This is a genomic window from Chitinophaga dinghuensis, from assembly GCF_003259435.1.
GTDB classification, from domain to species: domain Bacteria; phylum Bacteroidota; class Bacteroidia; order Chitinophagales; family Chitinophagaceae; genus Chitinophaga; species Chitinophaga dinghuensis.
This window is the reverse complement of record NZ_QLMA01000001.1, coordinates 53,797-70,524: the sequence shown is the minus strand read 5'-3', so window position 1 is coordinate 70,524 and position 16,728 is coordinate 53,797. Positions and strand designations below refer to the sequence as shown.

The following is a 16,728-nucleotide window of genomic DNA, read 5'->3' as shown; positions in this document are numbered from 1 at the left end:
AAATTGTATGAAAAAATTCAGAATTCTGATATATGCTGCTGGCTTACTGTCCCTCGCCAGCTGTAAGAAAAACCTGCTGGACACTACTTCCTATACCCAGGAAGGCGATTCGCAGATGTGGACAACAGATAACCTCACCGACCAGGGTATGGCCGGCGTTTATGCAGCATTGCGACTGAATATTGATCAGTCCAGCGCCTCTGGTAATGAACTGTATCAGCTGGATCGTTATGGCGTAACAGGTATGACCCGTGATGCCGATGCATTGCAGACAGGTACCATCACGCCGAGCAGTTCTATGTTTAGCGATAACTGGAAGCAACTCTATGACGGTATTCAGCGTGCTAACAATGCTATTGTGAACATTCCGTTGAAATCTCCTTCAGCTGACGCCAAGAAGGCCCGATATATTGCGGAAGCCAAATTCCTGCGCGCTTACTTCTATTTGCGTCTGAACCAGCTGTGGCATGGCGTACCTGTTTATCTGAAGCCATTCACTGCTGATGAGGCGACAAAAGGCCGCGAAACAGAAGACAGCGTATGGCGTGTAGTCGTAAACGATCTCACTGACGCCATCAATGAAACGAATCTCCCTATAAAATATTCCAAGGGAAATGCGGACTACGGCCATATTACCAAAGGCGCAGCTTATGCGCTGAGAGGTAAAGCTTATCTGTACATGAAGAATTATCCTGCAGCGATTGCTGATTTCGCGCAGGTACAGGCAGCAGGTTACACGCTTTTTAATGGCGATTACAAACTGTTGTTTAAAGAAGCCAATGAGCAGAGTGACGAAATGATATTCTCTATTCAGAATATTGCCGTACAGAATTTTGGTTCCACTACACAGTTTTTCTGTGGTAACAGAAGTTCTTTCGGTTCCTGCTGGAATACGTACCTGGTTTCACCGGTAGTGGTTGATCTTTATGAAAATGCGGATGGCAGCAAGTTTGACTGGAATCAGGTTATTCCGGGATTCTCTTCATTGACTGTTGCGCAGCGGGAAGTATATTTCTTCAGAGATGGCCTGACGGCATCAGAAATTTCCAGTGCCAGTGCCCGCGGAGTGGATATGACTAAATATCTGCCATCGGGTAATGAAGCGAGGATTAAAGCGGCATATGCCAATCGTGACCCACGTTTAACCGCCAACGTTATCACTCCTTATGCAGAATACCTGGGGGTAAATGGTAGTGCGAATCAGATTTATGTATCGAGATGGCCATTCCGCTCCAACACTACGCCTACCTGGGATCTGGCGACGGATACCAAAGCGTACTACTATTACCTGCATCGTAAATTTGTATACGAAGGCGCAACAGAAACGATCAACCGTGCTTATGGTCCTACCGACTTCCCGGTTATTCGTTTTGCAGATGTATTGCTGATGTGGGCAGAAGCGTTGAATGAACAATCTTTCAACCAGCAAACGCTGGATTTGGTGAATAAAGTACGCGCAAGAGTGGGAATGCCTGCATTACAAAATGCAGATGCAAGTAAACCAACTTATGTGGCAGATCAGACGGCTATGAGAGAAAGAATTCGTAATGAGCGCAGGGTTGAATTTGTGAATGAAGGGATTAACTTCTTTGATGAGCTGCGCTGGAAAACCTGGAAAGATAAAACTTTTGCTCCCGGTGCTGGTATCAAGCAGATTTGGGGTGGCAATGTGGTGAATTATTCCTGGAAGGGCGATTACATCTATAGCTGGCCTATTCCTCAGAGTGAGATTGAGCGTAATCCGAACCTGATTCAGAATACAGGGTGGATTAACTAATAGCGTTAAAACGGTGTATAAAAAAGCCTGGCTAAAGTTAGCCAGGCTTTTTTTATTTCAAGCTGAATACAGCGAGTACGCCTTTATGATCTGTGGGCCAGATGCCGGCAGGTGTGATAAACGGATCTTTACCTGATTCTTCCTGTCGTTGATTACGGACAATGGAGGCTGAGGGTCCTACCACTTTACAGGATAGCAGTTTCAAATACGTTTTTGGTAAATAATAGATAAAATCTATACGTTCTCTTTCATCCGCATCGGGAGCCCAGGCCAGTTGTTTGATGGGAACAGCTGTATTGCTGGCGGGGAAAGTGAATCCAGGGTATTGAACGGGATCTGGGTACAAAACACGGTAGCTGTCCAGGAAGCCTTTATTATATAACATATCGGAACAGGTCCAATTGGCGATCACGCCGTGGTGGTCATATAAATCTTTGGTAGCGGAGGTCCAGTCGAGGTGCGAGGCCTCGTTGAAATCGCCGCCGAGGAAAATTAATCTACCTTTTTGCTGGTCTGTTTCGGCAGATTGAAGGAAGGCGTTAATGGCTTCATCTCTGGCGGAGGCCAGGTTGGAGGCCATGATGGAATCCAGGTTGGTGCAGGGGGCCGGGAGTTTTTTCCAGGTAACGCCGTCGTATCCTCTGGGAAGGTATACGGCGTAGTTCAGATAATCCAGATGGGCGGAATAGATGGCTATTTCGCGTTTGCCAACTTTGGTAATGAGTTTGAAGATTTCTCCTTGTCCTTCGAAAATAACGGCGCTGTCAGTGATGGGGTGTTTGCTGAGAATGCCGGCGCCATTACTGAAGAAGGAGTAGTAGTGTTTACCTTTTGCGGAGAGGGAGGATATGATCCGATCACAGAATCGGGTTTGTTTGTAGTTGCGGACTTCGCTCAAGGTAACGACATCGGGATTCAGGCGATCTATTTCCTGTACGATGGCGTCGTAGCCGCCGGGAACCATGGTTCCTTCCTGCCAGATGTTGAGTTGGAGGACAGAGAGTTTCGTGTCTTCCGCTATTACAATTCCAGAAAATAAAGTGGCGGTAATTAATACAAATAAAAATTTCATGGTGTTAGTTCATTGTTCTTATTTATAAATGTACGCTGGTTGAGGAATATTTTAGAGAGATAATATGGCGCTGGTGCAGCGAAATCGGTCATATAAAAAATATAACATCTGTAATCGATTTTTAATTTCGAAAAAAAAATGTCATACAAAGATTTTTCGATCAGATTTTAATCTAAAAAGTTAAAATTTTACATTAATTTCACACCTTCGATTTTAAAAAATACGTCCTGTACTTCTCAACAACGCTTTTTAATTAATCGAGACGGAAAATTGCTTATGTAAATTTTAGGGTTATAACAAATAGGATAGTAATAGCTATACCGCGATGTGCTTATGTGGAATTTTATTCTGAGACTGTAGTATTATTCACGCGTCTGACTTCATCAATTTGCTTTTAGGGAGCTATTTAGCTGAAAACGTATGTTTTCAGGGTGAAATGTTTTGCTTATGTAACTACCTGTAAGGTTTACAGACTTTCTATTTTATTGTTTTTTTCGGCGGCTTATGCTGTCGGGCACGGATTCCATTTTTGAAAAATTTATAACGTCAACGAATACACGAAACCAATAATTCTATATCTAAAATCTAAACACTAAATCCGAAATCTTCATGAGAAAAAGATTGCTTGTTTTTTTCTTTTTGAGTTTGATGCAGATTGCTGCATTTGCTCAGGACAAAAAAATTACCGGTAAGGTAACTGCTGCTGACGGAAGTGCCATCCCTGGTGTTTCTGTAATGGTAGAAGGTAGTTCTACCGGTACCCTCACTGATCCGGACGGTAAGTTCTCTATTACCGTTCCTGCCGGCAAAACGCTCCTTTTCCGTTCTATCGGTTTTACCGCTAAATCTGTAGCTGTTGGTAATAATAATGTACTGAATGTACAGATGGCAGCTCAACGCGACGACCTGAACGAGGTAGTTGTTGTGGCTTATGGTACTGCTAAGAAAGGATCCATCACTGGTTCTGTATCTGGTATCAAGGCAAAAGACATTGACAAACGTCCTGTATCCAACGCTGTTGGCGTACTGGAAGGTACTACTGGTATCCAGGTAAACAACACAGTTGGTTCTCCTGGCGCTCAGCCTAAAATCCAGATCCGTGGCTTCTCTACAGTTAATGGTAGCAACGATCCACTGTATGTAATTGATGGAGTTCTGTTCACTGGTAACGTAACAGACATCAACCCTGCAGATATCGAGTCTATCTCTGTTCTGAAAGATGCTGCTTCTGCTGCACTTTATGGTAACAAAGCATCTAATGGTGTTGTGATCATGACTACTAAAAGAGGTGCAAAAGGTAGCGATGGTAACGTGAACGTGATGGTAAACCAGGGTGTTTACTCCCGTGGAGTAAAAGATTACAAAACCATGAATACTACTGATTTCATGGAAACCATGTGGAAAGGTTACCGTAACAGCCTGTTATCTGGTTCTCCTTCTAAATATCCTACTGTAGATTTAGCGAATGCTAAGGCAACAGAAACCCTGTTACCTGCTTATTTGTATCTGAATATCTACGACAAACCAGCTAACCAGCTGTTCGATGGCAATGGTAAACTGCGTAGCGATGCGCATATCCTGCCTGGTTATGCAGATGACCTGGATTGGTATAAAGATATGGAGAGACTGGGTCACCGTCAGGAGTATGCTATCAATGCATCTACTACCACTAAAAAAACCAATCTGTACTACTCAGCAGGTTACCTGGATGAGAAAGGTTATGTAACTAACACAGACTACAAGAGGTTCACAGGTAGAATCAATGCGGATGTACAGGCTAAGAGCTGGTTGAAATACGGCTTTAACCTCGCAGGTTCTCACCAGGTGACTAACAACATCAATGGTGATGCTGATAATGCAAACTCTTACACCAACCCATTCATGTTCGCCAGAAACATTGCTCCTATTTACCCAGTGCATATGCACAACCCTACTACGGGTGAATATCTGCTGGATGAATATGGCAATAAACGTTTCGACATTGGTGATGGTAACTCCCGTAACCAGTTTATTGGTCGTCACGTAGTATATGAAAATCAGCTGAACAAAGATATCACCACTAGAAATACGGTGAATGGTCAGATCTACATGGATGTGAAATTCCTGAAAGACTTCACTTTCACTGCTAAAGGTGACCTGAACGTTCGTAACTCTGATGAGACTACTTATAACAACGCTATCGTAGGTGATGGTGCTGGTAATGGTGGTCGTGGTGCTCGCAGAAACTACCGTTACAATACTTATACTGTTCAACAGTTACTGAACTGGAATCATTCTTATGGTTTACACAGTGTAGAAGGTATGGTGGGTCATGAATACTACTCTGATAACTACTGGTACCTGAGCGGTATGAAAACCAATCAGATCCTGGCTGATGCTACTGAGTGGATCAACTTCACTAAGACTTCCTCCCTGTATGACTATCAGCAGAACTATCGTTCTGAAGGATACTTTGCACGTGGCCGTTATAGCTATGCTGACAAATACTTTGTAGATGGGTCATTCAGAAGAGATGGTAGTTCTAAATTTGCACCAGGTGTACGTTGGGGTAACTTCTACTCCGTTGGTGGAGGTTGGGTACTTTCTAAAGAAGATTTCTTCGAAAGCCTGACTAAATATGTAAACTATGCGAAACTGCGTGCTTCTTACGGCCAGGTAGGTAATGACCTGACTGCTGCAAGATATGCTTACATGGCATTGTTTGCTACCAGCCAGAATAACAACCTCGGTGCAGTTTACAAATCACAGAATGCTGCTGATATCCATTGGGAAACTTCCGCTGCAACTTCTGCCGCTTTGGACCTGCGTGTTTTCAACCGTGCTAACATCAGCATTGAATACTTCGATAAACGTTCTAAAGACCTGTTGTTCGATGCTTACCTGCCACTGTCTGCCGGTGCAACCGCAGATGATAAAGCGCAGGCGACTATCACTCAGAACATCGGATCTGTTTCTAACCGTGGATGGGAAATCGGTGTGGATGTAGACGTATTGAAGAATAAAGATCTGAGATGGAATGTAGGTCTGAATGCTACCTTCATCAAAAATGAAATCCTGCGTCTGCCTGAGCAGAACAGAAAAGATGGTATCGTAATCGGTAACTACAAATATGCAGAAGGACATGGTGTGAATGAATTCTATACCTTCCAGTATGCCGGTGTTGACCAGATGACTGGTAACGCGCTGTATATTCCGGACAACCAGAAATACAATCCTACTGATGCCACTGGTGCACACTATCAGTACCTGGTAAATATCAATGGTCAGACTTACACCACCAATGCTACTTATGCAAAACGTGACTGGTCTGGTAGCCCGATTCCTAATGTATTCGGTAGCTTCAACACTAGCCTGACTTACAAAAACTTTGTACTGAGCGGCGTATTTACTTATGCACTGGGTGGAAAAGTATATGATGATTCTTACTTCAGCATGATGTCTATGAGCGGTTCTGTATCTCAGATGCACTCTGACCTGCTGAAAGCATGGAATGGCGTTCCAGAAGGAATGACCGCTACTTCTCCAAACCGTATCGATTCAAAAGGAATTCCGGTGGTAGATTTCAATCGCAGCACACTGAACAACGCGATGTCTTCCCGCTTCCTGAAAGATGGTTCTTACTTTGTAATCAAGAACATCGCACTGAGCTATCAGCTGCCTGCTAATCTGTTACAGAGAATTGATATCAAAAATGCACGTCTGAACCTCAGCGTAGAAAACCTGGCCACCTTTACCAAACTGCAGGGTATGAACCCTCAACAGTCTTTCAACGGTAGAAGCCTGAACGCTTTCGTTACTCCTCGTGTAGTTTCTTTCGGTGTTAATGTTGGATTATAATAATTCTGATGAAAATGAATAAAATATTTAAAATAGGTCTTGTATCCCTGACACTGCTGGCAGGCGCCTGCAAAAAGGATATGCTGGATACAAAACCAACTGACAGTGTAGGCGACAAGGATGTATTTGAAAATACTACCAACGCCAAATTAGCGGTAAATGGTCTGGCTAAAATGATGACCACCCAATATTTGGGTTCCCAGGGTTTTAACGGGGAAGGTACTATCAAAATGTATTATGGTAACTACCCAGGTAATAACTTCTTTGTGAACCTGAGTGGATGGGCAGCGATCATTAACAGCTTGTATAATGAGAACTCTCAGAGTATCTATAACTATTACCCATGGTATTACTATTATAAAATTATCGGTAATGCTAATGCTATTATCATGAATATTGATAAAGCAACAGGTACTGAAGCAGAAAGACAGTCTATCAAAGCGCAGGCACTCACTTTCCGTGCTTACTCTTTCTTTATGATGACACAGCTGTATTGCTACAGGTGGTCTGACTCTAACAATGGTACTTCTAAAGGTCTGGTACTGCGTACTGATCTGTCTACCGGTGACATGCCTTTGTCTACCCTGGCAGAAACTTACACGCAGATCTATTCCGACCTGGATCAGGCTATCCAGTTGTTTGCTAGCTCAGGTGATGTGAACAACAAGACTAATAACTACATGACCAACTCGAACGTAGCGTATGCAATTTATGCACGCGCGGCGCTCACTCGTCAGGATTATGCAAATGCGGAGAAATACGCAGTACTGGCAAGAAAAGGTTATGATCTGATGAATGCCACAGATTACAACGCCGGTTTCGCAAAGCCTACTAGCGAGTGGATCTGGAGTAGCTATGGCGCTTCTGATGAAACACTGTACTTCTATTCTTACGGTGCATACATTGGTTACAACTCCAGCGCTTCTGCTGTTCGTGGTACTCCTAAATGTATCAGTAAAGAACTGTACAATAAGATTCCTGCTACAGATATTCGCAGAAAACTGTTCCTGGATCCAAAAACAGATGCTTACACACCAGAAACAGGTGCTGCAAGTAAAGCTTTGACCACACGTGCATTTGCGGAAAGACCTGACCTGTATTCAACTTCCTCTGTATTTGCTTACATGCAGTTCAAAGTGAAAGTAATTGACCAGCCAGGTATCAGCAATGTGAACCACTTCAGATCTTCTGAAATGGTACTCATTGAAGCAGAAGCTAAATACTTCCAAAACAAACCAGCTTCTGAAGTTCAGGCGCTGCTGGTTGCCCTCAACGCTGGTACTGGCCGTGATGTAGCTTACACCTGCACCAAAACCGGTACAGATCTGCTGAACGAAATCAAAACCTACCGTGCAATTGAACTGTGGGGTGAAGGTTTCGACTGGTTCGATATGAAACGTTGGGCTGATCCTATCAATCGTAAAGATTACGCTGCTGGCGGTAACTTCATCACTCCTCTGGCAGTGACGATTGCTCCTCAGGATAAAAATAAATGGACATGGGTTGTTCCAGACAGAGAAACCCTGTACAACTTAGGTCTGAAATAATTTTTCTTCCTAAACCCTGATTAATTCGAAAAAAGCTGCCTTCATAGGCAGCTTTTTTTTTGCTACTACCCTTCTAACCTCATAACTCAAATCAATATCCTACCCAAATAAAATAGTTTTCACCTATTGCATGAATGATAATTAATGTATATATTAATATGCGCATTTCTCGCACTGCACGCAAAGTTTACATAACCTTAATGTTCACTATGTGAAAGAATTGTGAAAACGGTATTAGCTTGCGTCCGCATTGCACACACTAATTCACAACAAAAATCAACACAAGAAATTATCGGCCGGTAGTTCTGTATTAATCAACCTTGTATGAAGAATTTTCTATTATTCTTCGTCATCTTTCTGGTGACGGATAATGTGCTTTTTGCCCAGCAAAAGAAAATCACTGGTACTGTAAAAGAACGCACCGATAAAAGTGCACTTCCAGGTGTTAACATCCGCGTAAAAGGTAGCAACCGCGGAACACAGTCAGATGGTAACGGTATGTTTTCCATTATGGCTGATGCAAAAGAAACACTTATATTCTCTGCTGTAGGTCTTATGCCAAAAGAAATTCTTGTTGGCAACCAGACTGTCATTAATGTAGAACTTGCCAGTGATGTAAAACAACTTGATAACGTAGTAGTAACTGCACTCGGTATCAAACGTGAAGAAAAAGCCTTAGGTTATGCTACTACAGTAGTAAAAGGCGAACAACTTACGGAAGCGCTCTCCGGTAACTGGACAGATGCACTCTCCGGTAAAGTTGCAGGTTTGAACCTCATCAGATCCAACAGCGGTCCTGCAGGTTCTAACAAAATTATTCTCCGTGGAGAAAACAATCTGACGGATAATAACGAAGCATTAATCGTTGTAGACGGTGTGATCATCAACACGGGTAGTGCCCGCAGAACTGCCGTTGGTGGCGAGTCTGCCTATGGTACCAACAACGACAACATGCCTGCCGATTATGGTAGCAGTTTGAATGATATCAATCCGGAAGATATTGAAACCATCACCGTTTTGAAAGGCCCTGGCGCATCTGCACTGTATGGACAACGGGGTGCAAACGGAGCGATTATCATCACCACAAAATCAGGTAACAAGAAAAAGAAAGGCTTTGGTGTCAGCCTGAATTCTAATGGTTCCATGGAACAGGTAAACCGTTTCCCAGACCTGCAATATGAATATGGTCAAGGTCTGGACGGCGCCGATTACTATTCTTACGGCGCAGGCCCCGATGGCGCCAGCACCAGCGGTACCAGCTCCGCCTATGGTCCTAAATTCAATGGCCAGTCATTCTACCAGTACGATCCAACTATTCAGGGACAGAGTAAAACAAAAACTCCTTGGGTCCCATATAAAAATATTAACTCTTTCTTCAATACTGGTAAAACACTGACCAACACGGTTACACTAGATGGCGGTACTGATAAAACTTCTGCCAGGTTCTCTTTCACTAACGTGAACAATACCTGGATCATCCCTAACACCGGCTATAAAAGAAATACCCTGGCCATGTCTGTGAATTCAAAAATCAACGACAAACTCCAGGTATCTTCTAAAGTAAACTATACCAACAAATGGAGCGATAACCTGCCTGGCGCTGGTTACGGTAACCAATCCATCATGTACTGGTATATTTTCTGGCAGCCAAGCGCAGATCTCAACTGGTTGAAAAACTACTGGGGTAAAGGACAAGAAGGCAAAGTGCTCAAATATCCTTTCAGCTCTTATCCATCCAACCCTTATGCAGTAGCATATGAATACCTGAATAAATCAAACAGACATAACGTTACCGGTAACTTCACCGCTACCTATACCTTCACGCCAGAACTGAGCATGCAGGTAAGAACCGCAGTGGACCTGTCGTACGAAATGCGCTCTCAGCAACGTCCTTGGGGCGCCGGAGCAAAATATGCTAAAGGCAGCTTCCGTACACAGAATATCTTCTCTATGGAAGCTACCAGCGATTTCCTCCTGAAGTACGCAAAGAAAATCAATAATAATTTTGACTTCTCTGTTACGGTTGGCGGTAGCACCATGAGAAATAAATACAACAGAGATGAAAACCGTGCGGACTCTCTGACTTATCCAGGCGTATTCACACTGGCAAATGCTGCAGGCCCACTGGTAACCATCCCAAGAAAAGAAGAATATGGTATCAATAGCTTTTACGGTCTGATCACCGCCAGCTATAAAAACTTCCTCTTCCTGGATATGACTGCCCGTGAAGACTGGAACAGCGTACTGGCAACACCTAAACGTACAGATAATGCAGGCTTCTTCTACCCTTCTGTAAACGGTAGCTTTGTGTTCTCTGAAGTAGCTAAACTGCCTTCCTGGGTTTCATTTGGTAAACTTCGTTTATCCGTTGCCGGTGTAGGTAGCGGTATGACCACTCCTTACAGAACTGCGTTCTACTATAATTCTGCGGGAAGTCTGTACAGCGGCGGATTACAGGTACCAAATACACTCGCTAATCCAAACCTGCTGCCGTTGAAAACTACTACCTATGAAGTAGGTACTAACGTACAAATGTTCAGAAACCGTCTGGGCTTTGACATCGCGGTCTACTCTGGTAGAACAAAAAATCAGATCCTGCAGCCATTCCTGGACCCAGCTACCGGTTATAACTCTATGATCGTAAATGCGGGCGAAGTGGAAAATAAAGGTATTGAAGTAGCGATTAACGGTACGCCTGTTACTACTAAGAGTGGTTTCAAATGGACTTCCAGCGTAGTCTTCTCTTCCAATAAAAACATCATCAAATCCCTGCCAGACAGCTTCCTGGTACTGCAAACAGGTCCTGTGGGCGGCGGTCAGGTAGTAGCAACCGTGGGCGGAAGCATGGGCGATCTCTACGGACGCGGCTATCAGCGCTCTCCGGACGGTCAGGTGGTATACGATGGTAAAACAGGTGTAGCATTGCTCACTACCGATATCAAGTATCTCGGTAATACCATCCCTAAATACAAAATGGGCTTCACCAACAACTTCAGCTATAAACAATTTACCCTGAACCTCCTGTTTGACGCGCAATTCGGCGCAGTAGGCCACTCTCTGACCCACTACAAACTGGCAGAACAAGGTAAAACTACCAACACCCTCCCTGGCCGTTACAGCGGTATCATCGGAAATGGCGTAGTACAAAATGAAGACGGTACTTACCGTAAAAATGATGTAGTAGCTACCAATATCGATGAATACTATCGCTCTCACTACGGACAGGATAATGCTGAAGGTAGCGTATTCAGCACCGACTTCATCAAATTCAGAGAAGCTCGTATCGACTATAGCCTGAAACCTGCTACCCTGAAGAAACTGGGCTTACAACGTCTGACTGTTGGAGTATATGGTCGCGACCTGTTTATCTGGTCTCCATGGCCAATCTTCGACCCTGAATTTGGAACGCTCAGCGGAACAGATATCGTTAGGGGCTTTGAGATCGGTCAGTTCCCATCTACCCGCACATTTGGATTTAATGTAATTATTGGTCTTTAATAAGCGAACATGAAGAAGTTAATATACATCATAGGATGCCTGGCGTTGTTGAGCAGCGGTATGCTAACATCCTGCAAAAAAGGTTTTGATACGCTCAACACAGACCCAAACAGTACCCAGAATGCACTGCCTCAGCAATTGCTGGCGCCCGCACTGGTAAACACCATGTCTGCCAATCTCTCCAGAAACCGTAGTTTCAACAATGAGCTCATGCAGATCACGGTAGATATGAACGACGCAGAAGGAAAAGTATTCCGGTATGACTTCCGTAGTAGTTGGTCCGATTATCTATATACCCAGTGGTATCTGAATATCACCAATTTTAAAGAGCTGTATAAGACGGCCTCCGATTCCCTCACCAGGAACAGATCCTACCAGGGTATTTCCCTGATCTGTCAGTCATGGGTATACTCGCTGCTGACAGACACCTACGGCGATATGCCTTATTCACAAGCAATTATGGGTAAGGACTCTGCGATTTACCATCCGGTATTTGACAGACAGAAAGATATCTATCTGGATATGTTTAAACAACTGGATTCTGCCAATTCATTACTTTCTAAAAATGACGCGATTCCAGCCGGTAGTGATCCTGTATACAATGGTGATGTAGCTAAATGGCGTAAGTTCGGTAACTCTCTGTACCTCCGTTTACTGCTCCGTATTTCCGGGAAAGCGGAAGTTGCAGATCTCTGCAAAGCGAAAATCAAAGATATCGTTGAAACCAGCGCCGCACAATATCCTATTATGACGAACACCGGGGAATCCGCTATTCTCCGCTGGACAGGCGTAGGTCCGTACACTTCTCCGCTGTTGGGCGTTAGAGAACAGGACTTCAGATCTCCAGCCATCGCCAGCTTCTTCATCGATCACCTGGCTGCCTGGAACGATCCCCGTATTGATATTCCTACCTATGGCTCCAATGGTTACAACCGTTGGGCGATCATTCCTTACAGCGGTATGTTTGTCGGTGTTCCTAGTGGTTATTCTCCCGGTACCGGCGTTCCTAAGAAAACATATTTCAACTCTTACGTAGCAGGTAATACCGCTCCAAGTCTTATGAACGACCCAATGACGGGTATGATCATGAACTATCCGGAACTCTGCTTCATCTTGGCGGAATGTGCCTCCAAAGGCTGGATTAGCGGAAACGCTGCCACATATTACAACAATGGCGTGTTGTATTCTATCCAGCAATGGGTACCTAAATTTACGGATGTAAATACCTACCTGACCGCTGCCGATATGCAATGGAGTGATGCGGTATCCCTGGATGATAAAATGGAGAAAATCCACATTCAGAAATACTATGCCCTGTTCCTGACCGATTTACAGCAATGGATTGAATACCGTCGTACCGGCCACCCGATATTGCCTAAAGGAGCAGGTCTGAAGAATGATGGCGTAATGCCAGCCAGAATGCCTTATCCTGTATTTGTGCAATCAACCAATCCTGCCAACTACAAGGATGTTATCAGCAAACAGGGCCCTGATCTGATTTCTACACAAGTTTGGTGGCAGAAACCATAACAGGCATTCACACTTCTAACTGTAAAATTTGTAGCAATGAACAACAAGAATTTATATATAACGATGCTCCTGTCCCTGGTACTGTTATGGGGATGTGCGAAGGATGACACCTATCCGGGAGGCGTAGTTTCTGATATCATCGGGATCATGGATATCCGTTCTTTGTATAAAGATAAAGATGTTACACTCACCCGCGATATCCTGGGCGGTTCCGCAAAAATCGCCGGCATCGTGGTTTCTGACCATTCCGGTGGTAACCTGCCTAAAGGTTTATTGATTATTCAGGACACCCGCCGACTGGCTAAACTCCGCGGTATCAGTATCGCTTTGGGAGATGATGCAACGAAATTTGCTCCGGGAGATTCCGTTCTCATCAAAGTGGAAGGTAGCACTCTGAAAAGAGTAGATGGTATCCTCCAGATCACAGGTGTTCCAACCTCCAATGTGACCAAAATATCATCCGGCAACTCTGTACTGGCCAATAAAATTACCACCAGTGCTGTTGCCGCTAATCCGGATAACTACGAAAGTACCATGGCCATCATCGTAAAAGGTGGCTTCGATCCTACTCCTCCAGCCAATGCTACACTGGCCGGAGATCGTATCATGACAGATGGTTTCGGTGAAATCACCTTGCATACGGATGCCAAAGCAGCTTTCGCAAATATACAAGTGCCGGTACTGGCTAACTTTTATGGTATTATTTTATGCACGCCTTCCGGCGATACATTGCTGCCACGCTTAAGCATGCGCACCGGTAGCGACTATACGTTACTCAGTTCTACGATCACCGTAGCGCCACTGGTGATCTCCGGATTTGTAAACGATCCTGCTGGTCCAGATGCCAACTTCGAATATGTACAGCTGCTGGCTACACAGGATATCGATTTCTCCGTTACGCCGTATTGCATTATCGCAAACAATAACGCCAACGCATCTACGCCAACAGGTAACCCTGTGAACGGTTGGGCTACCGGCGGTATGCGTAGCTACAAAATCAATATCACCTCTGGTGTGGTAAAGAAAGGTACTTACTGCTATGTAGGCGGTACCAAGAAAAACATTAATGGCGAAAACTCTACAGATATCAGTGCTGCCAACTGGGTACGTAACTTTGATTATGCAGCTAATAATGGGGAAGACTTTGGTACTAAAACCACCAACTGGATGGCCAACAGTGGTAATGCCTTTGGTATTGCGATTTTCGCAGGTACAAAAGTTACTGCCACTACCGTTCCTACTGATGTGATTTTCATGAGCGGCGGCGGTTCTATCTACGCTGCGCCATCTTCTGGTTACCTGATTACGAACAACGATTTTTATGATATCAAAGATCCTATCTCTCTGAAAAGTCAGCCTTACTATAAAGCAGGTACTAACACCCTCTGCCTGGCATACGTAACAGGAGATGCGGGTTATTACATTAAACTCGGCGGCGTATACAGTCCTTCCCTCGGACGCTGGATGAAGGCCCGTGCACAGAACAACCTGCTGATGACCAAACAAACTACTTTAGCAGAAATCGAAAGTGACGATGCTACTAAACTGAAATAATCAGTTTTAAGAATAAACAAAAACACCCGGTGGCGAAGGCTACCGGGTGTTTTTGTTTTTAGGGAGACGAATGTCTTTCTATTCCTCTTCTGCCATTTTCTGCTCATATTTGGCTTTCAGTTCAGCCAGTTCTTTATCAAACCCAGCGCGGTCTTTAAAGACAGCAGGATTATAGGCATCGCCTGGATGATGTTTCTCTGCGAGGTCAAACTGACTGGCATGTGCGGCTGCCCAAACATCGAACTGCAAACCCGACAGCGATTGCAACGTATAGGCGTAATCTTTAGCTATCCCAGGATATTCGTGCACCTCATGAAAATGTTTTTCAGTAACGATGGTCGGCATATTTGCCAGTAGTACCCTGTAAGATCTGCTACTGTCGCGCGTATCAAAGAGGAAGCTACAAGAGCCTTGGGTATGCCCAGGATGATGCAGCATCACCAGGTTCATATCTCCTAAATGAATGGTGTCGCCATTATGCAGCAGCCGGTCTATTTTAACCGGTTGGTAGGTAGACACGCCTCCTCCGATGGCGTAATCAGTAGCCCCTCCGGATTTGACTACATCTTCCTCTTTTTCATCTACCATAAATTTTGCGCCGGTCATTTTTTGAATGGCAGCCATAGCCCCCATATGATCATAATGGGCTTGCATCGTCAGCAATATTTTGGTGTCCTTGAATTTAAAACCCAGGGCTTCAATATTGCGTTTAATCATGGGCAATGACCCCGCCAAACCAGTATTGATCAGGATATTGCCGGCTTTTGTGGTAATCAGGTAAACGGCCAGATCGGCGGTTCCAACATAATACAGGTCTCCTGCCATGCGAAACGGCGCATAGGCCTTCGACCATTCGGCCGGAACATCTTTAGGTTCTTTCACGGCTGTATGCTGGGCTTGGGCATACATGCCAGAACAGGTCAACGCAGCTATACAAAACAGCCGCTTTACAACTTGGTAATACATAATAAAGGTTGTGGGTAAGTATGGTTTTCTCAAAATTACGGAGCCGTATCTTCCTTCAAAAATATTTCGGAAACGTATTCAAATAATAATTACAATAATATATTAAATACTAATAATCAAATAATAATAAATTAATTTTTTACCATTTAAAGAATTCATCCAACTTATTTGTGTAGAAACTGGAAATGTAATATGTTTGAACATATGAACAATATACCTTTATTGGATCACGACAGTAAAATACCTTTGCATCAGCAAGCAGAAGAACAGCTGCGAAAGTTGATTCGGGACAATCATTTTCGTGTAGGCGATACCTTTCCTAAAGAGACCGATCTGGCCAAGAGATGGGGTATCTCCCGAAACACACTTCGTCAAGCCATTGCCAACCTGGTAAAAGATGGCCTGCTGGAAAGAAAGAAGCGAAGCGGAACCACCGTCCGTAAAAAGAAAATCACCACAGACCTCGCCAACTGGCTCAGCTTCAGCCACGAAATGGAAGATAAAGGGACACCCTTTAAAGATCTGAGAAATGAAGTTACCACTGTAAAAGCTAGTAAACAAGTGGCATCGCAGCTTCAAATTACGCCAGGAACGGCAGTGGTATGTCTGGAACGTACCCGCAGTACCGGTCGTAACCCAATGGTATACTTTGAATCCTACTTCCATCCACGCATAGGACTAACCGGCAATGAAAATTTCAAGCGCCCGTTGTATGAACTACTGGATGAAGAATTTCATATTGTCCCTGTTTACTCCCAGGAAGAAATTCGTGCCATCGCTGCTACGGATCAAATTGCAGCCTTATTGAAAATCCCTGCCGGAGCGCCGGTACTGGAAAGGAAACGACTGGTACTGGATGCTGGCAGAAAACCAATTGAGTTCAATATCTGCTACTATCGCAGCGACTGGTTCACCTATAGCATTGAAATTAAACGCCCGCTATAACC

General features: G+C 44.2%; 9 protein-coding genes. 7 read left to right on the top strand and 2 right to left on the bottom strand.

All coding sequences use genetic code 11. The features are described from left to right. Positions 1 to 7: 7 nt before the first annotated feature. Positions 8 to 1,777, top strand: coding sequence for a RagB/SusD family nutrient uptake outer membrane protein (locus CLV59_RS00205; protein WP_111589997.1), 1,770 nt, complete (start codon positions 8 to 10; stop codon positions 1,775 to 1,777). Between the two features lie 52 nt (positions 1,778 to 1,829). Here CLV59_RS00205 and CLV59_RS00200 read toward each other — a convergent pair whose 3' ends face one another. Continuing rightward, entirely contained in the window at positions 1,830 to 2,849 is a 1,020-nt protein-coding gene (locus CLV59_RS00200; RefSeq protein ID WP_111589996.1) for an endonuclease/exonuclease/phosphatase family protein, read from the bottom strand. Positions 2,850 to 3,458: 609 nt separating this feature from the next. On the opposite strand from CLV59_RS00200, the gene CLV59_RS00195 reads away from it, so the two are divergent. The 5 genes from CLV59_RS00195 (at position 3,459) to CLV59_RS00175 (ending at position 14,815) form a co-directional block, all read left to right on the top strand. Continuing rightward, positions 3,459 to 6,686: a SusC/RagA family TonB-linked outer membrane protein gene (locus CLV59_RS00195; protein WP_111589995.1), complete on the top strand. Its 3,228-nt coding sequence runs from the start codon at positions 3,459 to 3,461 to the stop codon at positions 6,684 to 6,686. 14 nt (positions 6,687 to 6,700) lie between these two features. Beyond that, positions 6,701 to 8,233 carry a RagB/SusD family nutrient uptake outer membrane protein gene (locus CLV59_RS00190; protein WP_211323689.1) on the top strand — a complete coding sequence of 511 codons (1,533 nt, stop codon included), beginning with the start codon at positions 6,701 to 6,703 and terminating at the stop codon, positions 8,231 to 8,233. Between the two features lie 324 nt (positions 8,234 to 8,557). Beyond that, entirely contained in the window at positions 8,558 to 11,731 is a 3,174-nt protein-coding gene (locus tag CLV59_RS00185; protein ID WP_111589993.1) for a SusC/RagA family TonB-linked outer membrane protein, read from the top strand. A 9-nt stretch (positions 11,732 to 11,740) separates the two neighbouring features. Then, on the top strand, positions 11,741 to 13,261 hold the full coding sequence (locus tag CLV59_RS00180) for a SusD/RagB family nutrient-binding outer membrane lipoprotein (RefSeq protein WP_111589992.1): 1,521 nt from the start codon (positions 11,741 to 11,743) through the stop codon (positions 13,259 to 13,261). A 36-nt stretch (positions 13,262 to 13,297) separates the two neighbouring features. Further along, positions 13,298 to 14,815, top strand: a complete 1,518-nt coding sequence (locus CLV59_RS00175; RefSeq protein ID WP_111589991.1) for a DUF5689 domain-containing protein — start codon at positions 13,298 to 13,300, stop codon at positions 14,813 to 14,815. 78 nt (positions 14,816 to 14,893) lie between these two features. On the opposite strand, the gene bla is transcribed toward CLV59_RS00175, so the two are convergent. Continuing rightward, on the bottom strand, positions 14,894 to 15,781 hold the full coding sequence (gene bla, locus CLV59_RS00170) for a subclass B3 metallo-beta-lactamase (protein WP_211323687.1): 888 nt from the start codon (positions 15,779 to 15,781) through the stop codon (positions 14,894 to 14,896). Between the two features lie 204 nt (positions 15,782 to 15,985). Between bla and CLV59_RS00165 the strand changes: the two genes are divergently transcribed. Further along, positions 15,986 to 16,726, top strand: a complete 741-nt coding sequence (locus CLV59_RS00165; protein ID WP_111590931.1) for a GntR family transcriptional regulator — start codon at positions 15,986 to 15,988, stop codon at positions 16,724 to 16,726. Positions 16,727 to 16,728: the final 2 nt, after the last annotated feature.

Bases quoted from the DNA above. Each gene is read 5' to 3' on its own strand.
- CLV59_RS00205 (WP_111589997.1), top strand. From the start codon at position 8: ATGAAAAAATTCAGAATTCTGATATATGCTGCTGGCTTACTGTCCCTC.
- CLV59_RS00200 (WP_111589996.1), bottom strand. From the start codon at position 2,849: ATGAAATTTTTATTTGTATTAATTACCGCCACTTTATTTTCTGGAATT.
- CLV59_RS00195 (WP_111589995.1), top strand. From the start codon at position 3,459: ATGAGAAAAAGATTGCTTGTTTTTTTCTTTTTGAGTTTGATGCAGATT.
- CLV59_RS00190 (WP_211323689.1), top strand. From the start codon at position 6,701: ATGAATAAAATATTTAAAATAGGTCTTGTATCCCTGACACTGCTGGCA.
- CLV59_RS00185 (WP_111589993.1), top strand. From the start codon at position 8,558: ATGAAGAATTTTCTATTATTCTTCGTCATCTTTCTGGTGACGGATAAT.
- CLV59_RS00180 (WP_111589992.1), top strand. From the start codon at position 11,741: ATGAAGAAGTTAATATACATCATAGGATGCCTGGCGTTGTTGAGCAGC.
- CLV59_RS00175 (WP_111589991.1), top strand. From the start codon at position 13,298: ATGAACAACAAGAATTTATATATAACGATGCTCCTGTCCCTGGTACTG.
- bla (WP_211323687.1), bottom strand. From the start codon at position 15,781: ATGTATTACCAAGTTGTAAAGCGGCTGTTTTGTATAGCTGCGTTGACC.
- CLV59_RS00165 (WP_111590931.1), top strand. From the start codon at position 15,986: ATGAACAATATACCTTTATTGGATCACGACAGTAAAATACCTTTGCAT.